Consider the following 22911-nt stretch of genomic DNA (forward strand, 5'->3'; position numbering starts at 1 on the left):
CTAGCCGATCAATTCTAGGTACTCTTGCTCTGAAAGCACGTTAACGCCTTTGTCTTTAGCCGCGTTAATTTTTGTCTCGCCAACTTTTTCACCTGTTACTAAGTAAGTAGTGTTCCCAGTCACAGATTTAGCCACTTTTGCTCCTAAAGATTTGGCTTGTTTTTCCATATTTCCTCGGGAGCCTAGCTGCATAGAACCAGTAAAAACAATCACAGTTCCTGCAATTGGCGAATCTAAATTTTCATTCTCTGATTCTTTTGGAGTGATAGCCAGATTAAAACCGAGTTCATACACTTTGAAAAACTCTTCTTTGATATTTGCTAATCCTTCCACAATAGCGTCTGCACTCACCTGAGCGAAACCATCAATCTTGATCATCTCTTCAGCGGATAAGTCAAACAGTTCAACAAGAGTGTGATGCTGAAGTAATTTTTCGCAATTTCCGCCACCTAAGCGACTTACGCCAAAAGCCGAAAGAAAACGCCAATCTTCCACTTCAATCTCTCGACTGGCCTGCAATTGGTCAGATAAGTTCTGGGCCGTTTTATCGCCAAATCCATAAATAACAAACTGATGAACTTTAATGCTATATATCTCATGTATGCGTTTCATACCAAAGTTACTGAGTTTTTCAATTACCTTTGGACCGAACCCATCATTATTTCCTAAGATTTTAAAGAAATGGATTAAGGTGTTTTCTGTTTGTGCAGGGCAATCTGTTTTATTTGGACAAATTAAATGGTCTGATTCCCATAAGAGAGGCGTCTGACAGCTCGGACATAATTCAGGTAATGCCACCTCTACTGGCTTTAAGACTTTTTCAATTTTTGGTATCACCAAGCCACTTCTCACGATTTGAACAATCGCCCCAGGCCCAACCCCATTGGTTTTCACCATATTGTAATGATGCACTGTCACTCTACTGATGGTGGCGCCACTTATTTTTGTTGGAACCAACTCGGCTACAGGCGTAATTCGCCCTGTTCTTGACGTTTGGGGGGTGACTTTAATCACCTTTACTTCAACAGATTCTTCATTTATTTTGAAGGCGATTTGCCATCTATGATTACGTCGTGTTGCCCCCATATATTCTTTAATTGCTTCATGGGTTGTTTCAAAAATAACCCCATCAATATCAAAATCAACAGCATTCCAAATTTCTTCAACTATGGCGTCAAAATTTGAAATAACGTCCGCAAAAATAATGGTTTTGTTCGGAAGTAATGCGAACGGATAGAACACACAAGCACCTTCATTAATGGCCTTCTGTACGTTTTCATCTACTTTTTTTTCTGCAATTATCGCGGCTTGAAGGTTTCTTGAGTTCTCAAATATGTCGCTAAGCTCTTCATCAAAGTAACTCTTTTTAATGACGATTTCCCCTGGACCTAAACCACGACCACCAGATGCAGCGACTTTTAAACCACGCTTAAAAGCTCTAGTAATGTCTTGCCCTCTAAAACCGTCACCTCTAGTGTAAAGCGTCTCCCCATCATCGTATGCTGCATATCCATCTAACTTAGGAGTGACACGTATTTGGATATCCTGTTCAGACACTCCAATCTCTTGAGCTGCTTTTGAAATTCGTTTGAGCCACTTTTCAATATCTTTAATGGAATACGCTTTTTCTGTCGACAGCATTCGTTGTGGCAATTCAACCGTTTTTGACTCAGCCAATACTTCTGGCTCTACTGTATTTAAATACGGATGGAGATGATTAATACTTCTCAACATGGAGATATGAAAGTCATATTGCTCATCATTGATAATAGGTTTTCCCGCTCTATAAAGCGCATTGCTTGCCGACAATAATGTAACCAGCTCATCAGAATTTAACTCAGCTTTATTCAGCCATTGAGTTAATTCATTTGAATCGATTGTATTATCTAATTTTTCCAAAATGGCTATCTGCTCATCTGTAAAATTGATTTCTAACATTTACCTTATCCTCAACAAGCTAAGGAGCTGTCTTAAAGTACTGTCTTAAAGTACTGCTTTGAAGCACTACCTTAGCTAAAATTCGCTTTTATTTTTTCGATTAAGTGTCTGTAGATTATAAAAATCGATGTGAGAGTATTGCTAATACAGTAGTGGATTCCGTATGTATCAGGAAACTCAAGTTTTCTACAGGTTTGCATCGTATATAAACAATCAAGGCCCCTTAGGGCCCTGATTTCTTTTCTTAGGTCTAGCTTTTTATTGTTTAGTTCGCATTAAGCGTCGGCGTTCAAAATCACGTATTCGCTGACGGCAATGGGCAATTGTTTGATCGCTCATTAGTGTACGGCGCTCATCACGTAATTCGCCACCTAAATTGCGCACCAAGGTTTGTGCCGTTTCAAGCATAAAATCAAAGGCTTTCATGCTGTTCTTTGGGCCCGGTAACCCCATAAAGAAGCTTACGCCTGGGCAATCGTTTTCACCCATAGTTTCTAAATCAAAGGTTCCAGGTTCAATGGCATTTGCCATGCTAAATTGCACTCGACCTCGATCAAAACCATCTTCGTGACGATGGAAAATATCCATTTCTCCGTAACGCATCCCGCAATTCAAAATGAGCTGTAATAGCTCCATTCCAGAGAAATTCTGATCTTCAGGTGCAAGAATATTAATAACGATGACCTCTTCAATTTCTGTAAGATCATCATTGTTATCATATTCATCTTCGATATTTTCGATTAAGCCTTGAGGTGTGACTTGAGCAATATCTACTTCCGAGTAATGACGCTCGTAATCTTCATTAGATTGAGTCTCTCCCTCTGTTTGACTATCTGCTTCTACCTCAAAGCCAAGATCAAGCTCATCTTGCTCATAAAAGCCATCATCAGAATAATTTTGCTCAGAAATAGCTGAATCACCAAAATCCCTATCAGGAACCAACCCAGCTAATTCATCAAGGTGCATTTCTTCACCTCGATCTAATGTTGGCCCAGAATCTACTTTATGAGGCACTTCAGCCAAAGGGGCTTTTACTGTATTTCTGGCATTTTCAAATGCGTTTGCCATCGGGTTCTGTGGGACTTTGTTCCCTCCATCAAATGTCTTTTCATTATAGGCTGACATTTTCTTTTGAGGGGCTAAAGCATTCTCGACAGAGTCTTCAAGATCACCATCTGCTTGAGCAAATTCTTGCCCTTTTTTATATCGACGAAATCCATCTATGAGGATTACGACAATGATGACGACCCCAATCAAAATTAGCCATTCACGTAAGGTAAATTCCATTACTCATTCCGATTACTTGAATTAAAGTTGACGTATTATCAAACGAAGCGCCTTAGGATTCAATTACAAGGCCACTTTGATTACGATAATCTCTTTACTATTTACAAGAGAACTCTCTTTTATACCGATAATTCGTCCTTTTGTCAGATCATTGTCATTAATATTAGACAATTTCACCATCAAATCGACCTTCTTAAGGTCTACAAGTGTCCCAGTTGGCATTGGCGAATCTAGGTTCGTTAACAAAATAGGCTGACCAAGTTCTTCCGGTAACACTCTTTGTATTGCGACTGGCATCTTCTGCCCTTCTACTAAAGCGTAAACTAATAAAATGTCATCTGAATGCCATTGTAAACGATTTGGTTCCCATTCAATTTTTACCGCAACTTGATGCGTAATGATGGGAGCAACTTGTTCATAATTAATAGCGCCTGCTTCACGAGCTTTACCAATCGCAGATAATAAAGCGATACGTTCCGCCGAACGAGGGTTATAACGAATGGCTTCCTGCCAAGCCAATACTGCGCCTAAATAGTGTTTCTGATCAAATTCAGACACACCTTTTAAACCTAACGCGATTGCTTCTGTCGGTACCTCTTTCAGTATTTGATCTACCACTCGACGCATTTTTTCTGAACTTTGATTACCGTTTGCATAAAAAACAGTCTGAGCGTATTCCACTAACAAGGTCGTTCGGTTTTCTGCATTCTCTGGCAATCTATCCAATGCTTTTTCAAACGCGATAATAGCCTCAGTATATTTTCCAGTGCTGACAAAATCAGTGGCTTCATAATACCAGTCTTCAACCCTGTCATAACGTCGACTACGATATTGCAGAAAAGCACTTATTTTTTGAGGTGTTAGCTGTTGGTTTTGCAAATCTTGTGTAAAAAAAACATCTTTTGAATAACCCATCGATTGATAAAGGCTAACGCTACCAAGAACCGCAACGGCAACAATCGCCAACATAACCCAACGAGCTAATTCAACGTCAGTATGAAAAAAATGCGATTTCTTAATGGGCTGCAAACGTGATTCATGTTCAATATCAAGTAAAAGCTGCGCTGACTCCTGCGATGTTAATCGACCAGCTTCCACTTCTTCTGTAATTTCAGCTCTTCGCACATTAGAGAAAACTTGCTGGTTCGCATCAATACGTTTACCTGAACGTACAGCCACTGAATAATAGAGGTACAAAATACTCAACACTATCATGGCGCACATAATCAAATAGGCAATGATCATAAAAGTGCCTCTCGTTTTTTACGGTTTGCTATTAACACCACTGCAAAGGTAAAAAAGCCCAATCCAAGTAAAATAAAAGGTCCGTACCAAAGCAAAATAGTCGCAGACGATTGCTGTGGTCGATACAGCACAAACTCGCCATAACGAGCGACCATATAATCAATGACTTCTTGGTCAGTTTTACGGTCTTCAATCATTTGATGAACCTGCTCCCGTAAATCAACGGAAATACCTGACGCCGAATCGGCTAAATTCTGATTCTGACATTTCGGGCAGCGTAATTCTTCAATTAGGCTTTGATAGCGTGTTTTATTTAAAGCAGAACTAAATTGCATAAGCTCATCCGCCACACTGCTAACAGAGAACGTCAGTACAAACCATGCAACAAACACTTTTAATACAATCATTGTAAATACCCTTTTATCTCAGACCAGTTATCTGCATTTATCGGGCCTTGATGACGATACACGATCTGACCAGAAGCATTCACCACAAAGGTTTCTGGTGCGCCTGTTACGCCTAAATCAACACCAAAACGCCCTAATTCGTCCATCAATATCATTGTATAAGGATTGCCTTTTTGAGCTAGCCATTGCTCTGCGAGAGATTTCTCATCTTTATAATCTACGCCTACCAAAGTCACACCTTGTTCAGCAAGCTCTACCAAAAATGGATGCTCTATATGACAAGCAGGACACCAAGTTCCCCAAAAATTAATCAAATATGGCTGCTTAGGTAAATCGTCTTGAGTTAGCACTTGATCAGTTTTCAATGACACCATTTTGAAACTTGGTACATTTTTCCCAATCAATGCCGAAGGCATGTATTGCGTATCTTTACCTAGCTGGAGATAAAAGAAGGTACCTAATATCAAAAAAATAACGAGAGGAACAAAAAGTAAAAACTTACGCATGGTCATTTACTCGTCTTTTATACCGTTTATCTAATGCGGCTAATAAACCACCAGCCATCATCATTAAACCGCCTAACCATATCCAACGCACAAAAGACTTAACATAAATCCTCACGCCCCAAGCGGAACCGTCTAACTTTTCACCTAAAGAGATGTATAAGTCTCGTGTGAAACCAGCATCTAATGCCGCTTCTGTCATAACTTGTTGTCTGGTCGTAAATAAACGTTTTTCGGGATGAAGCTCAGCAACAGGCAAGCCGTTTTTATACGCCGTAAAATGCCCTTTATCTGCAACGTAGTTTGGCCCTTTAACTTGTTCTAAAGCATCAAACCTAAATTCATAACCTGCAACACTGGCTTGGTCACCCGGTGATAATCGTAGCAAGGATTCGCTGCTATTTAGGCTCACTAAAACAATGCCAACTAAGGTCACAACAATCCCAAGATGCGCCAACAGCATGCCGTAATAATTTCTCGGTAATTGACGTGCCCTCGGGATAATGCCTTTTGTACCTGCTGACACCTTGATAAACCAATCACCAAAAGACAAACACACAACCCAAAGCGCAACGGACAAACTTAACCACGCAATCAGATTGAATTCATAAATAAAAGTAATCACCCCAGAAATCAGTATCGACAAAACAGCTGATACCAAACAAGGCCAAAGAAAAACACTTGGTTTGGTGTTATGCCATTTCGAAAGTGGACCAACCGCCATAAAGACAATCAGTAATAACGCAATAGGAGTAAAAACCGTATTAAAATAAGGCGCGCCTACTGAGATTTTGCCTAAATCTAAAGCATCGAAAATCAATGGATATAAAGTGCCAAGTAACACCGTCAGTGTCAGTACCGTGAGTAAAATATTATTTAGTAACAACCACGCTTCTCGCCCAGTTACGCCAAATGACACACTCGATCTGACTTGAGCCGCTCGAACGGCATACAAGAGCAAACTTCCACCAACGAGTATTAATAATAGAGTCAGAATAAACACGCCACGAGTCGGGTCTGCAGCAAAGGAATGAACAGAGGTTAATACGCCGGAACGAACTAAAAAGGTGCCCAGTAACGACAGACTAAAAGTGAAGATCGCCAACAAAACTGTCCAACTTTTAAACACACCACGTTTTTCCGTTACCGCTAATGAGTGCAGTAAAGCGGTTCCAGCTAACCAAGGCATAAATGAAGCGTTTTCAACTGGATCCCAAAACCACCAACCACCCCAACCAAGTTCATAATAAGCCCACCAACTCCCCAAGGTAATACCAAGCGTCAGAAACGCCCAAGAAGCGGCCGTCCAAGGTCTCGCCCAACGAGCCCAAGATGAGTTCAAGCTCCCAGTAATAAGTGCTGCAACTGCAAAAGCAAAGGCCACAGAAAATCCGACGTATCCCATGTACAACAATGGCGGATGAACAATTAAACCTATGTCTTGCAAGAGTGGGTTTAAATCACCACCGTCAGCAGGCGCATTCGGCAATAAGCGAACAAACGGAGAAGACGTGAAAAGAAGAAATGCCAAAAAACCTAAACTCACCATGCCTAAGATAGACAACACAATAGGTCCGATATCTTTTGGTAGGGTTTTGATTTTTAACGCAACAGCTGAACACCAACCAACTAAAATCAACACCCAAAGTAACAACGACCCTTCATGACCCCCCCACAAAGCACTCAGTTTGTACCAAATTGGTAATTGACTGTTTGAGTTCTGGCTAACATACAGCACAGAAAAATCATCGACTGCAAAAGACCAACCTAATATGACAAAGCTCACTAGAACCAAGAATGACATTATAAACGTCAGGGGTCTGGCCGTTTCTAATAACAATCGATTCCCTGTCCAATAGCCGATCAATGGAACAAAAGCCAAAGAAAGAGCGAAAAATAATGACAATATCAGTGAAAACTGACCAATTTCAGGAAGCATAAAAAGCCTAAATCAATAAGTAGGTTGTATGTTTGAAGTATTATTCAATGATGTGTTTTGGGCATTTTCTAATGCTTCCGTCACTTCAGGTGGCATGTACTTTTCATCGTGTTTCGCCAGTACTTGAGTCGCGACAAACACGCCGTTACTATTCAATTTCCCTTGTGCCACAATGCCCTGACCTTCCCTAAATAAATCTGGCAAGATGCCATTAAACTCAATTTTCACTTTATGTCGAAAATCAGTCACTTCAAAAGACACAGCTAGGGTTTCTGGATCACGTGCAACACTCCCTTCAACAACCATTCCACCAGCACGGATGTTTGCATTATAGGGAGCCTCGCCTGTTACGATCTGGGAAGGTGAATAAAAAAGATTAATATTCTGCTGAAGGGCATACATAATCAAACTAACCACGCTCCCCAAAAGCACAAGAATAATCATAATAACGAACAGTCGTTTCTTTCTGACAGGATGCATTAGATTGTTTTATCTCTTAAAAAACGTTTGCGTAATGTCTCTTGTATCTGATGGCGTTTAGATAAGGTCGACCAAGTTATCAGGGCTAACGATACTGTACTAAAACCATAAACAGACCACACATAAACACCGTGCCGTCCCATTTCAAAAAAATCAGTTAGATTATCAAAGGCCATCTTTCATTACCTCTTGTTTCACCCAGTTCGACCTGTGTTCACGAATCAAAATTTCGGTCTGCATTCGCCATAAAGCCAACCCAGCGACTAAGCAGTACAAACCTATTGTTGAAATCAATAAAGGCACCCACATTTCAGCTGGCATTGCGGGTTTTTCGGTCAATGTGAACGTTGCGCCTTGGTGTAACGTGTTCCACCATTCCACAGAATATTTAATGATAGGCAAATTAATCAACCCAACAACACTAATGACAGCGACGGCTTTATTGGCTAACGTCACATCATTCAATGAATTCTGCAGAGCTATAATTCCCATATACAATAAAAAAAGCACCAGTACAGACGTTAATCTTGCGTCCCAAACCCACCAAGTTCCCCAAGTAGGCTTTCCCCAGATCGCGCCAGATACTAACGCCATCAACGCCATAACGGCTCCAACTGGAGCAACGGCTTTAATAAAAATCGGTGCTATCTTCATTTGCCAAACGAGAAAAACGAGTCCAGACAATCCTAAAGCGAGATAGCAGGATTGCGCTAATATGGCAGCGGGGACATGAATATAGATAATCCGAAAGCTATTGCCTTGCTGGTAATCTTCAGGTGCAAAAGCCACCCCCCAGACAAGCCCAAAAAGCAAACATATACAGCCAAAACCAAATAGAGGTAACGCCAAAGATTTAGACCAATGAAAGAACCATTTTGGCGATCCTAATTTATGAAACCAAGTCCAACTCATTAATTTGTACTCGCTTTTATAGCAATCGCTGTCATAAAAGGCGCAATCACCAGAGACAAAAGGAAAACCGCTAGCAACATCGCCAACAACCCTAAATAAGGCAATCCTAATTGTGCAGCACGAACAGCGGATGTAGCAAAAATAATAACGGGTAAATAAAACGGCAACATCAAAAGCATAACCAACATGGCGCCTTGTTTTAATGAAACTGTCAAAGCAGCGCCAATTGATCCAATTAAAAATAAACTCGGTGTACCAATCACCAAGGTTACGATTAGCACCCAAAAACTGCCATCTGGTAAATAAAGCATTTCAGCTAATAAAGGCATCATTAACAACAATGGCAAAAGAACAGCAAGCCATTGCGCTGTTGTTTTTAACAACATTAATAAAGACAAAGACAGTCCGCTGATAACTAACTGCTCTAATGAACCATCTGTATAGTCTTCTTTGAACATGCCTTCTATCGCCATTAAAATAGCCAATACTGTTGCACACCAGATAATACCATCGGCGGCTGGCGCTAAAAAATCAGATGAAGGATTCACCCCCAATGGAAACAACACCACAACGATAATAAAAAATAGAAGCGCATTAAATACATCTTGTTTACGTCGCCACAAGACTAAAAATTCTGTTTTTATAAAGGATAAATACGTCATAGGGACAGACTGATATCTCGTGAATGAAGAGACAATAAATCTTGATGTGTTGTTAAAATAACCGCACCACCCGATGCTGTATGCTGCATTATACGTTTTTCTAAAATACCTACACCTTCGGCATCTAAAGAGGAAAAAGGTTCATCAAGCAACCATAACTTTTGCTTACTTAGCCATAAACGAGACAAGGCCACACGCCTAATTTGACCTGCTGATAATGTATTTACAGAGGAATCCAACAAGGAAAGAAGACCCAACGCCTCTAACGCAGAATGTAACTCACTTGATGAAACTGAAGGGCAATACCAACGAAGATTTTCCTCAACCGTTAGCACTTTTTTCACACCCGCCGAATGACCGAGATATAAGATACTTTCCTGCAAAGAATGACGATCATTTGTCACTTCTTGACCGCCATAGAACACCTTTCCTTCTAATGGCGATATAGCACCTGAAATCACCTTCAGAAGGGAACTCTTCCCTGCACCATTTTCGCCTAAGATACGCAGCACATCACCAGAGAAAACATCAAAAGAGAGCCTTTTACAAAGATCTCTTTCTCCACGTTCAATCCAAAGGTCTGATATTGTTAAAAAAGCAGAAGATTGCAAAAGATTTATCCATTCAGGCCGATATATTAGTCAGCATCATTATTGAATATTAAAGCTCTCGTATTATATGAGATTCTTTCTTAAATAACGAACCGATAGGCAAGCGATATGATCTCTGACATCCTCTCGATGTTGAATCCTTCACAGAGTAAACAGAATGCCAGTAACATGACACTAGGCAATACTGGTACGTTGGCCAAATTAAGTAATGAAATTAAACTCATAGAAAACATGAGCTTAATTAAGTTTCAAGGAAGTGAAACGCTTCAATTTCAAGGCAAAGCTATTCAGTTACTTCATGCCACAGGAAGCCAACAGCCTTTCACCTTAATCAATACTGGATTACCTATTGATGTCAGCGATTTAAAAAGTGCTCAGCTAAATAAAACCAATGCTTTTCAAGGAGCTCTCACACTTACTAAAGAAGCTTTACCAAGCCAAGCACAGCAAACGCCTAACACACCACAAACCAAACAAGTCGATAACCTAATACTTGCTTCTCGCGTTGTTAATCTAACCGTTTTATCAACAACCGCCAATCAAGCTGCTACACCACAAACGAATGTTACACCAAGCAATTCAAAAACAGAAAGTGCACCACAAGCGCCACAGAATACATCAGCTAAAACAAATGCTCTGCAAAGTAGCACTACACCAACTAATATCAATACATCGTCAACAAACATACCGACGTCTTCACAAAGCAATATCCAACAAAACACTCTTATTTCAAACGGCCTATCGAACACAGCCCAAACACAGACTTCAATGAATACAAACCAAACTCACCTTATTACCGTAACAGATGGAAAAAATGAATTTCCTATCATCAGTCAAACAGAACTTAAACGAGGCGATACTATTCGCGTTCTTGTTGATGCCAATAACAACATGCAAGTACTACCAGCAAAAGTAGATCATGCAGCAGCCTCACTGCAAATAGAAACATTGAAACTGAGCCTACCAAAGCAACTTCAACTTAATGATATGTCTCAACTCATAAAACAATTACAAACACTTAGTGAAGCATCATCTAGCGCGCCCCCTCAAACACAACAAGCTCTCAAACAACTCATTCAAGGTCTCCCAAGTCTAGCCAATTTAACAGCATCACCTGAAACAATGAAACAAGCCATGCAAACTAGTGGCGTTTTTTCGGAATCTTTATTAACTAACAATAAAGCTGAACTACTGCCTGCAGACTTGAAACTTAATCTAAGTCGACTAAAAGAAGCCCAAGAAAGCATAGGTGCGTTACGTTTAGGTAGCGTTCCAACTGAGCAAATTGCCAACGCTATTGAACGCATTACCACCACGCAATTACGACATTTTTCAGATCCTAATCAAATCAACAATCAGATTTATCCATTACACATAGAGCTCCCAGTCAGAAATGGACAAACTTACAATTTTGTACGCATAGAAATTGATAAAGATTCAGAAAAACAACAAAGTGATAAACAAGATAGGCGATGGTTGGTTAAATTGAAATTTGATTTTGAAGAAACCGGACGGTTCGAGGCTAGAACCAGTATCCAAGGAAAAAAAGTAAGTATTATCTTCATAGCAGAAGAGAAAGAAACTCTCCAAAAACTACAACAAAATATGCCAATCTTAAAAGAGCAGTTACGCGAAAAAAATATCGAAGTCGAGCAGCTTGATACGTTTCAATCAAAATTAGCGAACGAAGAAAATACACTTAGTAAAAATCAATCCTTGATTGATGTGAGGACATAATGCAAAAAGCCATTGCTCTAAAATATGACTATGACACAGCACCTAAAATAGTGGCAAAAGGCAGCGGTGCACTGGCTGAGAAGATAATGGAAGTAGCAAAGGAAAATGATGTCATGTTGCACCAAAGTCCTGAACTTGTAGAAATGCTCAGCACTTTGGAGCTAGGGGAAGAAATTCCTGAATCTTTATATTTAGCGGTTGCTGAAATTATCGCATTCGCACATCAAATCAAAAATCATCGATGGTAATCAGAGCTCTTACGAGATTCTTTTTTTAACAAACTAATCAATTCTGCTTCTGCTCGAATCAAACCGCATTTAGATACTAAATCATCAATAGTTGCTCCCATTTCTAGAAGCTCCATAGCACGGTTATAAGAAACATTACCTTCTTTAGATAAAATTTCAGTTTGCTTTTCAACCGCAAGATTTAGTTTTTTCTCAATAGCCACCAACCGTCGCCCCATCCCTATTGATCCAGAGGCAAGTACTTGAACTTGTTTCTTCTGACTAATCTCAGTGTCAGTATGTTGAAGCTTCATTCGATCTAATCGCTTTGATAAACGAAAAGCCCACACAACAACACCAATTAAAATGAAAAACTGGAGAGTGAGTAAAAGGTTAAATAACCATTGAGATTCCATCTAGAACAACTACCTTACGACTTATATACCGCCGACTTCAGATAACTCATCTTCAGACAACAATTTATCAAGATCAACAAGAATCAACAAAATATCATTCTTATGGCAAACGCCTTGAATAAACTTAGAAGATTCATCATTACCAACATTTGGTGTTACTTCAATTTCTGATTGACGAAGATAAACCACTTCAGAAACAGCATCCACAAGAAGACCAATCACATAACCTTCAACTTCTAGAATCATGATACGACTCGCATCACTAATTTGACCAGAAGGTAAGCCAAAGCGCTGACAAGTATCAAGAACAGTAACGACTGTACCACGTAAATGAATAATACCAAGAACGTAAGCTGGTGCACCAGGTACAGGCGCAATTTCAGAGTAACGTAAAACCTCTTTTACTTGCATAACATTGACACCATAGATTTCATTTTCTAAGCGGAATGTTACCCATTGCAGCATTGGGTCTTCAGAATTACTGGCGGTTTTCAATGCGATACTCGTTGACATGATTACTCTCCCAAGATCATAAAATGATCATAACAATTATTTGAGCGAATTCTTAAAACCATTTTTTGGATCATCTAACAACTCTACAAAACCTTGGACATCTAGTATGGCACACATATGCTCAATGACTGTACCTGCTAACCAAGGCCTTTTACTTCTATCACTTCGCCATTTAACTTGCGACGGTTCTAAGGTAATAGCCTCTGCAACTTCCTCACAAGCTACTCCCCAGTCTGAACGATCAAGCTGAATCACAAATTTGAAATTTTCTTTCAAATCACCATCATAGTGGTTGGGCATTACCCAACGAGCAGTATCAACTGTTCGAAGATTAAACTCCCCGACATTAGCAATCCCCATAAACCAATCCGGTTGACCGAAAAGTGAGGTTAGCTTGTCTTGATCACTTTGAAATATTCCACCTAGCTCAATTAGTGGAACCGCCATTTTTAAACCACCTACTCGGAAAAGTAAACATTCAAAACGGCCCACAGCCCATGGTAAAGGGTCTGTTTTCGCAACTCGGGCCACTGGCTCTGGCTCTGGCTCTGGCTCTGGCTCTGGCTCTGGCTCTGGCTCTGGCTCTGGCTCTGGCTCTGGCTCAATAGTATTCACTTTCTCCGAATCATTAGAAATCTCTGATTCGTTTACCGAGATAGCATTTTCAAAGTTTTTAAAAGACGAGTCTAAAGCAGACAGTTCTTCTTCATTAAAATCTATGTCATTTGAGCTAGTTCCAGGCTTCTCTTCAAGATCAAAAGTATCTTGCGTACTTTCAGCTTGAAACTCCTCAGTTGCCTCCTGCAATAAGTCATCTAGGTAGCGTTGAACAGCAGCCTGAGGAGCGATTAATTCTTGTTCTTTATTCTTTGTATCTTTCATAAATCGTTACTATCCCGCTGGGTTCAACAAAGAATCCATCAGACTTGTATAAGCTTTAACCCCACGTGCATTTGGGTCTAACGCTGAAGGAGCAATACCTGCGGTACTTGCGTCTCTTAATTTTGTATCTACTGGAATGACGGAGTGCCACACCAATTCTTCATAAGTATCTTTTAAACTTCGTAAGCTTTTATTTGATGCTTGGGTACGTCTATCAAAAAGTGTTGGCACAATTAAAAATGGAACTGGGCGTTTTCTCGCTCGGTTTATCATGGTTAATGTTCTCACCATTCGTTCCAAACCTTTAATCGCTAAAAATTCTGTCTGCACCGGTATAACAAGCTGCTGACAAGCCGCTAATGCATTAATCATCAAAACACCAAGCACAGGTGGGCTATCAATCAAGACGTAATCATAATCATCCCATAAAACAGCAAGTGTTTTAGATATAACAAGACCCATACCACCTTGCGCCTGAGCATGACGCTCTAATGTGGCCAAAGCTGTGGACGCAGGCAATAAAGACAAATTAGGATGCCCAGTTTCTAAAATCAAAGAAGCTGGAAGGTCTTCGGGTATTTTACCCGGCACTTGAAATAGGTTATATGCACTTTTTTCGATTGAGTCTGGGTCAAACCGAAAATAGCTAGTCAATGATCCATGAGGATCAAGATCTATCATTAATACTCGATGTCCAGCATCAGCCAACAGACCTGCCAAGGAGACAACTGTTGTCGTTTTACCTACACCGCCTTTCTGATTCGCCACTGCCCAAATGTGCACTCTGACTCCCTTGATATCCTATGCCATTATTTTTCTTACGAATTCCTTGCAATCATATACAGTAATACGTTATTTAAACAAGTAATCATGTAGATTATCCGCGTTACGCTTACTAATTTGCAAGATTACACGTCGATTTTGCTGACGAGCATATTCATTTGTATTTCTAACCCTGGGATGTTCACTCGAAAACCCAATTGGTGCAATCATTTGAGGATTAACGCCTCTATACACAAGCTCATCCACAACCGCTGAAGATCGAAGACTAGATAGATGCCAATTCGACACAAGTCGGTTTGAATTCACAGGTAAATCATCCGTATTACCTTCTACTAAAACAGCGGACGGATATTGATTCAAAACATTAGCAACCAATATAAGCAATGCAACAGCTTCATTTGTTAGGTCGTATTCACCCTGACCAAATAACAAACCAGAATTAAGCTCTAAGCTTACCCATTGAGCAGATTCAGACACAGAAATTTGACCTGACGCATGTAAACCAGAAAATTGATTTTCAACAATGTGACTTAACAATGAATAAACAGCAGATGATTTATCTTCTTCAATCGTAGGAATAGCGGCTGGAATAGGCTTTACTTCGACGACCTCAACATCTTTTGGCTCACCAACAATAGGCTCCCCAATATTAATAGGCTTAACCGATTTTTGAACTGCATCAAAAACACCATTAAGGGATTCTTTTAACTGAGTTTCGTTTCCCGAATTTTTTAGTGACAATGCATAAAGGGCGACAAAAAAAGCGAATAATAGAGTCATAAAATCAGCATAAGACAACAACCAACGATCTCGTCCTTGCACTCTCTGAGTAAGAGGCTTATTAGCCACTCGTCGGCGTTTTGAAGGTCGAGGCGAGGTTTCATCACTCATAAGTATTCAGCTCTAATTCCAATCGATAAGGGTGCTTGCCAACAGCAATCCCGCAAATTCCATCAATTAGCATTTGATGATAAAGAAGCTCTCTATCGACATAGCCAGAAAGTTTTTTAACAATTGGAAAAACAATTAAATTAGCAAAACCTTGCCCATAAAGTGTAGAGACAAATGCAACGGCAATACCTTGGCCGAGAGCTTCTGGACTGTCTAAATTTGCCATCGCCTGAATAAGACCAAGAACAGACCCCATAATCCCCAATGTTGGTGCATAACCTCCTATTGATTCGATGAAGGCAACACTTTTCATTTTCTTATCATATATACGAACGGCATCATCATTAAGTCGATCGACTAATAAATCTGGATCAACTCCATCAACAACCATTTGCAACGCTCTGCTAGAAAACGGGTTGTCAAACGATCGGACATCAGACTCTAGAGCAAACAAAGACAAACGTCTGGATTTATGTGCAAGGTTATTTAGGAGAGCTCGGGCAGAATTGAAATCATATACAGGTGGGAATAAGCTCCATTTCAGCAATACAAATGCACGAACAGCATCTTTAATATTACTTTGAATTAATGTAGCACCTAAACTACCTGCTATAACGATAATAGCGGAAGGGAGGTTTAGGAGGAGAACAACGTCACCTCCACCCAACCAATTAGCAAAGAATACAGAACTAAACGCAATTAAAAGTCCTGCTAAGGTAACAAAATCCATTAGCTCACCTCACGTGCGATACGTTCACCAATATGTTCTAAATCAATAGTTTCATCAGCCAAATTGGCTTTTTCTACAGCCATTGGCATGCCATAAATAACACAAGACTCTTCGCTTTGAATCCAGACCTTGGAACCTGAGCTCTTAAGCATACGAGCACCTTCACGTCCATCTGCTCCCATTCCGGTCATAACAATAGACAGAACTTTACCTGGGTAACATTTTGACGCTGAACCAAAAGTCACATCAACTGATGGCTTATAGTTCAATCTTTCATCACCATCAAGAATACGAACACAACCACCGTTACGAGGGTCAATCATCATCTGCTTTCCACCTGGCGCTAATAAAGCAACGCCTGGTGTTAAGCGATCTCCGTCTTGCGCTTCTTTCACAGTGATCTGACAAATATTGTTTAATCTATCTGCAAAAGCACCAGTAAATGCCGCTGGCATATGTTGCACAACAACAAGTGGTGCTGCAAAGTCTTTTGGTAACTTACTAAGCACTGACTGAAGAGCCATAGGCCCACCAGTAGAAGTACCAATAGCAACAAGACTAACCCGTTTCCTAGCTCGTGGAATAATGACACCACGCTCTGTTACAATTGGTTTAGGCGCTACTCGTGGTGCAAGTGCTTCAATTGGACCACGGCGACCCGTAAGACGGGTTCTAGCAACCGCTAATACACGATCAACCAGAGCTCGCTTAACTACCGCAGAATCTCGAGAAATGTCCTCAAAATTCTTCGGCATAAAGTCAACTGCACCAGCCTCCAGTGCATCTAGAGTAACTTTAGCTCCCTCATGGGTTAATGAAGAAAACATAAGAACTGGAGTTGGCTTAAGCTTCATGATACTAACTACGGCGGCGATACCATCTAAAACAGGCATCTCATAATCCATAGTCACAACATCAGGAGATAGAGACTGAACCTTATCTATTGCTTCTTGACCGTTATTAGCAGTACCAATTACAGTTAGCCGAGGATCTGCTTCAAATATTTCAACTAGACGACGTCGAAAAAAACCTGAGTCATCTACAACCAATACCTTTACAGGCATATCAAATCCCCTGAATGAAAAGCGTATTACCTTGATGCATAAGTTTTAAGCATACTAGGTACATCAAGAATTAATGCAATACGTCCATCACCTGTAATCGTTGCACCAGCTATACCAGCAGTACCTTGCAACATTTTACCTAACGGCTTGATAACGACTTCTTCTTGACCTACTAATTGATCAACCACAAAACCAACTTCACTCATTCCAACCTGTACAACAACCACATGGGCTTCTTCAGGTATATCATTGGTATCCGATTTTTTAACCAACCAATGTTTAAGATGGAATATTGGTAAGGTTTTCCCTCGAATTACAACAACTCGTTGGCCATCAACAATATTGGTTTTTTTCAAATTAAGATGAAATATTTCATTAACACTCACTAATGGGAAAGCAAATGCTTGATCTGACAAGGTCACCATCAATGTCGGCATAATCGCAAGAGTCAAAGGTACCTTGATGATAAAACGAGACCCTTGACCAAGCACTGACTTAATATCCAAAGTACCGTTTAATTGAGATATTTTGGTTTTCACCACATCCATCCCAACACCACGGCCAGATACATCTGTAATCTCTACTTTTGTTGAGAAACCTGGAGCGAAGATCAAATTAAACGCTTCGTTATCAGACAAACGCTCAGCCGCATCCGTATCCATCAAACCTTTTTTAACTGCGATTCCTCGGAGTACGTTAGCATCCATACCTGCACCGTCATCTTCAATAGATAACAAGATATGATCACCTTCTTGCTCAGCAGATAAGATAACTGTACCTACACGAGGCTTACCATTTGCCTCCCGTACGTCTGGATCTTCAACACCATGATCCACAGAGTTTCTCACCAAGTGAACCAGTGGATCGGCTAACGCTTCTACTAGATTTTTATCTAGGTCTGTATCTTCACCACGAAGCACAAGATTAACTTCTTTTTTCATGGTTCTAGCTAGATCTCGAACGACTCGTGGGAACCGTCCAAAAACCTTTTTAATAGGCTGCATACGCGTTTTCATTACCGCATTTTGCAAATCACCTGTAACGACATCTAAATTCGATACTGCTTTACCCATCGACTCATCTTCACTCTGAAGACCTAAACGAACAAGACGATTTCGAACTAGTACAAGTTCGCCAACCATGTTCATTATGTCATCTAGACGCTTCGTATCGACTCGAACAGTTGTTTCCTGTGTTACTGGAACATTTGCAGCTTTTTCTTTTTCAGGCTCAGCAGCTTTGACTGCTGGCTTAGGTGCCGATTTAGGCGTTGCTTTTGGTTTAGCCGATGCAGCCTTTACTTCAACTTTTGCAGCAGGCTCTGTAGCATTTTTATCGCTACCTTTTTCTTGTAAACTATCTAAAAGTGACTCAAATTCATCTTCTGTGATTAAATCAGAGTCAGCACCTGGCATCGGAGATTCTGCCTTAGATGATTTTTCCTCTTTCTTATTTGAATCAAGCTTATCAAGCAGAGCCTCAAATTCATCTTCAGTTATTTCGTCTGAAGAAGCAGGAGATGGTGTAGCGTTATCATCAGAATCATTACTAAGCCCTGGTGCGCTACCGCCGTGAAGCTGGTTCAACAAAGCATCAAATTCTTCTTCTGTAATATCATCATCAGATTTCGGAGCTTCACTGATTTTTTTCGAATCATCTTCAGCAGAAGAATCGCCTAATGCATCAAGTAATGATTCAAATTCATCATCAGAGATATCTACAGGTTCATCGGATGGAGGTGTAGAAGAGGTATCATCCTGAAGCTCAACCGTCTCTTCGCTTGCATAAACAGATTCGCCCGCAAGTTCTTCAGCCGTTGGAGCTGTTGCGTAAGCACTAAGTGCTGCTATTAATTCAGGATCCGCACGTTCAGGTACACCACCAGCACGTACTGCGTCGAACATCTCGTTAACAGCGTCAAGCGCCTGCAAAACGATATCCATTAAGTCTGAATCAATTTTACGCTGACCATTTCTTAGAATATCGAAAACGTTTTCAGCATAATGACAACAATCAACAAGTGCTGTTAATTGTAAAAAGCCGGCACCGCCTTTAACTGTATGAAAACCACGAAATATCGCGTTAAGCAATGGTTTATCATCTGGATTCTGTTCCAGATCCACTAGCTGTTCAGAAAGCTGCTCTAAAATTTCGCCAGCTTCTACTAAAAAATCTTGTAATATTTCTTCATCAAGTTCGAAACTCATACCCTGCCCCTTTTAGAAACCAAGACTTGATAGCAAGTCATCTACTTCATCTTGACTACCCAGAACTTCAGGGTTGCTTTGTTTATTAATAGCTGGACCATGACCGCGAGTATCATCATGTTCAAATTCGCTTTCTTTATGCTCAATTCCAGAAATACTATCAACGCGTCCAGCAACAGCTACAAGATGAACAAGCTTGACCTCTACATCTCGAATTAAATCATTCACTCTAGCAATTACTTGACCGGTAAGATCTTGATAACCTTGCTCTAGAAGAATTGTGTTGAGGTTTGAATGCAAGGTAGTGGCACTTTCATCCGCATACCCTAAAAATAGGTCAATACGCTTATACAGATCTCGAAATTCTTGTGGAGTCAAATCTCTCTGAATCAAACGACTCCAATCTTTTCGCAGACCTCTAGCTTGAGTTTGCAACTCACTCGCAACAGGAACACTACTATCTACCATATCCATGGTTTTATTGGCAGCTGCACTAGTCGTTTCAATAACATAATTCAGTCGATCTGAAGCATCTGTGATTTTACTCGTATCAGCTCCACCTTCACCAACAACCAAATCTATTGAGTCAACTTGAAAATCGCGAATTGCATCATGTAAGCTTCTCGTCAAAAGACCCACTTCATTGTAGAAACTACTGTGGCGAGCTTCACTTAACTCTTGAATTTTTTGAATTGCACCACTGAAGTCACCAACTTCAATATGATTCAAAAGCTCTACTGCACCATCTTTAACTAGTTGCTCAAATTCCACGAACCCAGATCCCAATTTATTTGACATCTACATTCCCTATTTAGCGGCATCTATTCGTTCGAATATTTTCTCAATTTTTTCCTTGAGAGCAACAGCAGTAAACGGCTTAACAACATAACCATTTACCCCTGCTTGTGCAGCGGCAATAATTTGGTCACGCTTAGCTTCAGCGGTCACCATAAGAACAGGAGTAGTTTTTAATTTTTCATCGGCACGAACAGCTCGCAGCAGTTCGATTCCAGTCATTCCAGGCATATTCCAATCAGTAACAAGGAAATCAATTGTTCCGCCTTGAAGTATAGGTAATGCTGTCGTTCCATCATCTGCTTCGACTGTATTGGTAAACCCCAAATCCCGCAGCAAATTTTTAATGATTCGTCTCATTGTCGAGAAATCATCAACAATCAGGATTTTCATATTTTTATCCAATGCAACCTCCACACCCAAAAGGTAATATTCCAAAACTCATAGTTTAATCTCGCCAATTACTTAATCGAGCCCTTAAACGCATAGCCGCCTGACTATGAATTTGACTAACTCTTGATTCACTGACGCCGAGTACAGCACCAATTTCTTTTAAATTTAACTCTTCATTGTAGTAAAGAGATAATACTAACTTTTCTCTTTCTGGCAGGTTATCTATTTCTTTTACCAATTCATTTTGAAAACCACTTTCCTCAACCAAAGAATAAGGTGAGTTTTCAAACTCTGACTCCGAACTTTCTAAATTATTAGTATCAGAATCTAGCATTTCTTCATAACTAAATAATTGAGTCGACATGGAAGAATGTATTATCTCATGGTATTCATTTACACCAATTTCCATATGAGCCGCGATTTCTACGTCAGAAACGTTACGACCTAACTTCGCCTCTAATTCTTTAATTGCATTATTAACCGCCCTACCATTTCGTCGAACCGAACGTGGCGCCCAATCCGTTTTTCGTACTTCATCCATCATGGATCCACGAATACGAATGCCGGCATAGGTTTCAAAACTGGCACCTTTTGTTGATTCGAAGCGCTTATACGCCTCAATCAAGCCCATCATGCCTGCTTGCGTCAAGTCATCAACATCAACACTATCTGGTAGACGCGCCAATAAATGATAAGCAATTTTTTTCACTAAATACCCATACTGCTCAACAATCGAATCTATCGAGAGTGCTGCTTTTTTAGAGTATGTGTTATATCCATTCTTGGTCTGCATAAAATATTCTAAGCAACCTTTACTATTTAAGTTAGTTGCGCCAAGTAACTGTACTGCATAGTTTGGCGTAACGCTTTCAGTAATAACATATTTTCACTAACTACCATACTTTAATGAACCATATAACTGACTGTAATGTTCTGCTGTATAAACAGCTCTACTAATTAAGTTATGCGCTCGCGCTGGTTCAATATCATCAGGTATACGCTGTCCATCTGCTATATATACAACAGGCAGACCTTCTTCAATAACTACACTAATTGCTTCACCAAGTGAAGCAGATTCATCAAGCTTACTCAAAACACAACCATCAAGCTGTACTTGAGAATAAACATCAATAACTGTTTTTAATACCTGTCGCTGACTCGTGCAAGGTAATACTAAAAGTTTTTTCAAACCCGACCGAGCTCTTTTCATCATTAATAATTGTCGCTCCAAGTTTGAATCCCTTGGGTTCATCCCGGCAGTATCAACAAGAACTAATGAATAATCTGAATACTTAGCCAAAACTTCATTTAAATCTGAATATTCATTAACCACTTCAACAGGAACATTTAAAATACGACCAAATGTTCTCAACTGCTCGTGAGCCGCAATACGATAAGTGTCAGTTGTAATTAATACCACCCCATCAGCACCATGTTTTAAAACATGCTGCGCAGCAATTTTACCAATGGATGTAGTCTTACCAACACCTGTAGGCCCCATAAAGGCAATACAACCACGAAGCTCTGATGTATTTGAGCGAACTGGTATATAATCAGCTAAATGCGCCAACAATCGATTCCAGTCGTCTTCACGGTCTTTTAAATCAATATCATCGATTAATCTCGATATCACAAAATCCGATAAGCCAAGCCCCTTTAGCTTTCCTCGCACCCGAGACTCAACCGCTGTAATTTTAGAAGATACGCTATTTTCATTCTGCTGACGCTGCTCAAGGATTGCTCGCACGCTTTGAAGCTCTAACTCCATATCCCGTAACTGCTTAGCACTTTCTGTATTTCGTATCGATAAAGCCTCTTCTAAACGAGGATCTTCTTTATCATCAGACAAGGGTGGCATTTCAAATTTTGAAGAAGACATTTTCTGCTGTGGAGTGGCAGTATTAGATTCAATAGACGCATGCTTTTTGGCTTTCTCTATACGCTCCAAATATTCTGAACTAGGCTCTGAATATTGGCTAGGTCTAGGCTCAGAATATTGGCTAGGTCTAGGCTCAGAAGAGCGCTTAGATGTCATATTTGAAGGCAATGAACCATCGTAATCCAAAGCGGCTACAATCTCTATCTCACCAGTAGGAAGACGTTGATTTGATAAAATAACAGCATCAGGACCTACAGCATCACGAACCTTTCGTATCGCTTGCCGCATGTCAGGAGCTCGAAACCGCCTAATTTGCATGAATAACTCAATCCTTCCAGTATATTTTTCTTACAAATCCATAGCTTACCCGAAAGAATCAAATAAATATAGATACGATTAATTACATTAAT

At 40.2% G+C, this 22911-nt stretch carries 25 protein-coding genes; 2 read left to right on the forward strand and 23 right to left on the reverse strand.

All coding sequences use genetic code 11. The features are described 5' to 3' along the window. The 11 genes from MUS1_RS08305 to ccmA all read right to left on the reverse strand — a co-directional run bounded on the left by MUS1_RS08305 (window position 1) and on the right by ccmA (window position 9984). Window positions 1–1938 (reverse strand): BRCT domain-containing protein, encoded by a 1938-nt coding sequence (locus MUS1_RS08305; RefSeq protein ID WP_036161199.1) that lies wholly within the window; start codon window positions 1936–1938, stop codon window positions 1–3. Between the two features lie 258 nt (window positions 1939–2196). Further along, on the reverse strand, window positions 2197–3225 hold the full coding sequence (gene zipA, locus MUS1_RS08310) for a cell division protein ZipA (protein WP_036161202.1): 1029 nt from the start codon (window positions 3223–3225) through the stop codon (window positions 2197–2199). A gap of 63 nt (window positions 3226–3288) precedes the next feature. Then, a complete protein-coding gene (locus tag MUS1_RS08315) occupies window positions 3289–4470 on the reverse strand; it encodes a tetratricopeptide repeat protein (RefSeq protein WP_245595778.1) in 1182 nt (393 codons plus the stop codon). Further along, on the reverse strand, window positions 4467–4877 hold the full coding sequence (locus MUS1_RS08320) for a cytochrome c-type biogenesis protein (protein ID WP_051436179.1): 411 nt from the start codon (window positions 4875–4877) through the stop codon (window positions 4467–4469). Before MUS1_RS08320 ends, MUS1_RS08315 begins: the two co-directional genes overlap by 4 nt. Beyond that, window positions 4874–5383 (reverse strand): DsbE family thiol:disulfide interchange protein, encoded by a 510-nt coding sequence (locus MUS1_RS08325; RefSeq protein WP_036161462.1) that lies wholly within the window; start codon window positions 5381–5383, stop codon window positions 4874–4876. The genes MUS1_RS08320 and MUS1_RS08325 overlap by 4 nt, the downstream gene beginning before the upstream one ends. Then, on the reverse strand, window positions 5376–7319 hold the full coding sequence (locus tag MUS1_RS08330; protein ID WP_036161205.1) for a heme lyase CcmF/NrfE family subunit: 1944 nt from the start codon (window positions 7317–7319) through the stop codon (window positions 5376–5378). The genes MUS1_RS08325 and MUS1_RS08330 overlap by 8 nt, the downstream gene beginning before the upstream one ends. A gap of 12 nt (window positions 7320–7331) precedes the next feature. Next, window positions 7332–7799 (reverse strand): cytochrome c maturation protein CcmE, encoded by a 468-nt coding sequence (gene ccmE, locus MUS1_RS08335; RefSeq protein ID WP_036161209.1) that lies wholly within the window; start codon window positions 7797–7799, stop codon window positions 7332–7334. Beyond that, window positions 7799–7975, reverse strand: a complete 177-nt coding sequence (gene ccmD, locus MUS1_RS08340) for a heme exporter protein CcmD (protein WP_036161211.1) — start codon at window positions 7973–7975, stop codon at window positions 7799–7801. Before ccmD ends, ccmE begins: the two co-directional genes overlap by 1 nt. Beyond that, a complete protein-coding gene (locus MUS1_RS08345) occupies window positions 7965–8711 on the reverse strand; it encodes a heme ABC transporter permease (RefSeq protein ID WP_036161213.1) in 747 nt (248 codons plus the stop codon). Before MUS1_RS08345 ends, ccmD begins: the two co-directional genes overlap by 11 nt. After that, a complete protein-coding gene (ccmB, locus tag MUS1_RS08350; protein ID WP_036161215.1) occupies window positions 8711–9373 on the reverse strand; it encodes a heme exporter protein CcmB in 663 nt (220 codons plus the stop codon). Before ccmB ends, MUS1_RS08345 begins: the two co-directional genes overlap by 1 nt. After that, complete coding sequence (gene ccmA, locus MUS1_RS08355) at window positions 9370–9984, reverse strand: cytochrome c biogenesis heme-transporting ATPase CcmA (RefSeq protein ID WP_051436180.1); 615 nt, start codon at window positions 9982–9984, stop codon at window positions 9370–9372. Before ccmA ends, ccmB begins: the two co-directional genes overlap by 4 nt. A 108-nt stretch (window positions 9985–10092) precedes the next feature. Here ccmA and fliK point away from each other — a divergent pair, with 108 nt between their 5' ends. Continuing rightward, complete coding sequence (gene fliK, locus MUS1_RS08360; protein WP_036161219.1) at window positions 10093–11721, forward strand: flagellar hook-length control protein FliK; 1629 nt, start codon at window positions 10093–10095, stop codon at window positions 11719–11721. Beyond that, window positions 11721–11969 (forward strand): EscU/YscU/HrcU family type III secretion system export apparatus switch protein, encoded by a 249-nt coding sequence (locus tag MUS1_RS08365; protein ID WP_036161221.1) that lies wholly within the window; start codon window positions 11721–11723, stop codon window positions 11967–11969. The genes fliK and MUS1_RS08365 overlap by 1 nt, the downstream gene beginning before the upstream one ends. Here MUS1_RS08365 and MUS1_RS08370 read toward each other — a convergent pair. The 12 genes from MUS1_RS08370 to flhF all read right to left on the reverse strand — a co-directional run bounded on the left by MUS1_RS08370 (window position 11957) and on the right by flhF (window position 22819). Then, window positions 11957–12364: a DUF2802 domain-containing protein gene (locus MUS1_RS08370; protein ID WP_036161222.1), complete on the reverse strand. Its 408-nt coding sequence runs from the start codon at window positions 12362–12364 to the stop codon at window positions 11957–11959. The two genes, MUS1_RS08365 and MUS1_RS08370, sit on opposite strands and share 13 nt — an antisense overlap. A gap of 21 nt (window positions 12365–12385) precedes the next feature. Further along, entirely contained in the window at window positions 12386–12877 is a 492-nt protein-coding gene (locus MUS1_RS08375; RefSeq protein WP_036161225.1) for a chemotaxis protein CheW, read from the reverse strand. A 36-nt stretch (window positions 12878–12913) separates the two neighbouring features. Further along, entirely contained in the window at window positions 12914–13759 is an 846-nt protein-coding gene (locus MUS1_RS08380; RefSeq protein WP_051436181.1) for a chemotaxis protein CheW, read from the reverse strand. 9 nt (window positions 13760–13768) lie between these two features. Further along, window positions 13769–14542 carry a ParA family protein gene (locus tag MUS1_RS08385; RefSeq protein WP_036161226.1) on the reverse strand — a complete coding sequence of 258 codons (774 nt, stop codon included), beginning with the start codon at window positions 14540–14542 and terminating at the stop codon, window positions 13769–13771. Window positions 14543–14611: 69 nt separating this feature from the next. Continuing rightward, on the reverse strand, window positions 14612–15433 hold the full coding sequence (locus MUS1_RS08390; RefSeq protein WP_036161230.1) for a flagellar motor protein MotB: 822 nt from the start codon (window positions 15431–15433) through the stop codon (window positions 14612–14614). Next, window positions 15426–16163 carry a flagellar motor protein gene (locus MUS1_RS08395; RefSeq protein WP_036161232.1) on the reverse strand — a complete coding sequence of 246 codons (738 nt, stop codon included), beginning with the start codon at window positions 16161–16163 and terminating at the stop codon, window positions 15426–15428. Before MUS1_RS08395 ends, MUS1_RS08390 begins: the two co-directional genes overlap by 8 nt. Then, window positions 16163–17227 (reverse strand): protein-glutamate methylesterase/protein-glutamine glutaminase, encoded by a 1065-nt coding sequence (locus MUS1_RS08400; protein ID WP_036161236.1) that lies wholly within the window; start codon window positions 17225–17227, stop codon window positions 16163–16165. Before MUS1_RS08400 ends, MUS1_RS08395 begins: the two co-directional genes overlap by 1 nt. A gap of 26 nt (window positions 17228–17253) precedes the next feature. Then, on the reverse strand, window positions 17254–19434 hold the full coding sequence (locus MUS1_RS08405; protein ID WP_036161238.1) for a chemotaxis protein CheA: 2181 nt from the start codon (window positions 19432–19434) through the stop codon (window positions 17254–17256). 12 nt (window positions 19435–19446) lie between these two features. Further along, the gene (locus MUS1_RS08410) at window positions 19447–20232 is read right to left on the reverse strand and encodes a protein phosphatase CheZ (protein WP_036161241.1); all 786 of its coding nucleotides are present in this window, start codon (window positions 20230–20232) and stop codon (window positions 19447–19449) included. A gap of 9 nt (window positions 20233–20241) precedes the next feature. Beyond that, window positions 20242–20622 (reverse strand): chemotaxis response regulator CheY, encoded by a 381-nt coding sequence (locus MUS1_RS08415; RefSeq protein ID WP_425411740.1) that lies wholly within the window; start codon window positions 20620–20622, stop codon window positions 20242–20244. 55 nt (window positions 20623–20677) lie between these two features. Beyond that, a complete protein-coding gene (locus MUS1_RS08420; protein WP_036161242.1) occupies window positions 20678–21415 on the reverse strand; it encodes an RNA polymerase sigma factor FliA in 738 nt (245 codons plus the stop codon). A gap of 96 nt (window positions 21416–21511) precedes the next feature. Beyond that, window positions 21512–22819: a flagellar biosynthesis GTPase FlhF gene (gene flhF, locus MUS1_RS08425; protein ID WP_036161250.1), complete on the reverse strand. Its 1308-nt coding sequence runs from the start codon at window positions 22817–22819 to the stop codon at window positions 21512–21514. Window positions 22820–22911 lie beyond the last annotated feature (92 nt).

Source organism: Marinomonas ushuaiensis DSM 15871, assembly GCF_000521805.1.
In the GTDB taxonomy this organism is placed as follows: Bacteria; Pseudomonadota; Gammaproteobacteria; order Pseudomonadales; family Marinomonadaceae; genus Marinomonas; species Marinomonas ushuaiensis.

Bases quoted from the DNA above. Each gene is read 5' to 3' on its own strand.
- MUS1_RS08305 (WP_036161199.1), bottom strand. From the start codon at position 1,938: ATGTTAGAAATCAATTTTACAGATGAGCAGATAGCCATTTTGGAAAAA.
- MUS1_RS08405 (WP_036161238.1), bottom strand. From the start codon at position 19,434: ATGAGTTTCGAACTTGATGAAGAAATATTACAAGATTTTTTAGTAGAA.
- MUS1_RS08315 (WP_245595778.1), bottom strand. From the start codon at position 4,470: ATGATCATTGCCTATTTGATTATGTGCGCCATGATAGTGTTGAGTATT.
- MUS1_RS08325 (WP_036161462.1), bottom strand. From the start codon at position 5,383: ATGCGTAAGTTTTTACTTTTTGTTCCTCTCGTTATTTTTTTGATATTA.
- MUS1_RS08380 (WP_051436181.1), bottom strand. From the start codon at position 13,759: ATGAAAGATACAAAGAATAAAGAACAAGAATTAATCGCTCCTCAGGCT.
- MUS1_RS08330 (WP_036161205.1), bottom strand. From the start codon at position 7,319: ATGCTTCCTGAAATTGGTCAGTTTTCACTGATATTGTCATTATTTTTC.
- MUS1_RS08320 (WP_051436179.1), bottom strand. From the start codon at position 4,877: ATGATTGTATTAAAAGTGTTTGTTGCATGGTTTGTACTGACGTTCTCT.
- ccmB (WP_036161215.1), bottom strand. From the start codon at position 9,373: ATGACGTATTTATCCTTTATAAAAACAGAATTTTTAGTCTTGTGGCGA.
- MUS1_RS08415 (WP_425411740.1), bottom strand. From the start codon at position 20,622: ATGAAAATCCTGATTGTTGATGATTTCTCGACAATGAGACGAATCATT.
- MUS1_RS08420 (WP_036161242.1), bottom strand. From the start codon at position 21,415: ATGCAGACCAAGAATGGATATAACACATACTCTAAAAAAGCAGCACTC.
- fliK (WP_036161219.1), top strand. From the start codon at position 10,093: ATGATCTCTGACATCCTCTCGATGTTGAATCCTTCACAGAGTAAACAG.
- MUS1_RS08345 (WP_036161213.1), bottom strand. From the start codon at position 8,711: ATGAGTTGGACTTGGTTTCATAAATTAGGATCGCCAAAATGGTTCTTT.
- MUS1_RS08400 (WP_036161236.1), bottom strand. From the start codon at position 17,227: ATGCCTGTAAAGGTATTGGTTGTAGATGACTCAGGTTTTTTTCGACGT.
- MUS1_RS08395 (WP_036161232.1), bottom strand. From the start codon at position 16,163: ATGGATTTTGTTACCTTAGCAGGACTTTTAATTGCGTTTAGTTCTGTA.
- MUS1_RS08365 (WP_036161221.1), top strand. From the start codon at position 11,721: ATGCAAAAAGCCATTGCTCTAAAATATGACTATGACACAGCACCTAAA.
- MUS1_RS08375 (WP_036161225.1), bottom strand. From the start codon at position 12,877: ATGTCAACGAGTATCGCATTGAAAACCGCCAGTAATTCTGAAGACCCA.
- ccmD (WP_036161211.1), bottom strand. From the start codon at position 7,975: ATGGCCTTTGATAATCTAACTGATTTTTTTGAAATGGGACGGCACGGT.
- zipA (WP_036161202.1), bottom strand. From the start codon at position 3,225: ATGGAATTTACCTTACGTGAATGGCTAATTTTGATTGGGGTCGTCATC.
- flhF (WP_036161250.1), bottom strand. From the start codon at position 22,819: ATGCAAATTAGGCGGTTTCGAGCTCCTGACATGCGGCAAGCGATACGA.
- MUS1_RS08370 (WP_036161222.1), bottom strand. From the start codon at position 12,364: ATGGAATCTCAATGGTTATTTAACCTTTTACTCACTCTCCAGTTTTTC.
- MUS1_RS08410 (WP_036161241.1), bottom strand. From the start codon at position 20,232: ATGTCAAATAAATTGGGATCTGGGTTCGTGGAATTTGAGCAACTAGTT.
- ccmE (WP_036161209.1), bottom strand. From the start codon at position 7,799: ATGCATCCTGTCAGAAAGAAACGACTGTTCGTTATTATGATTATTCTT.
- MUS1_RS08390 (WP_036161230.1), bottom strand. From the start codon at position 15,433: ATGAGTGATGAAACCTCGCCTCGACCTTCAAAACGCCGACGAGTGGCT.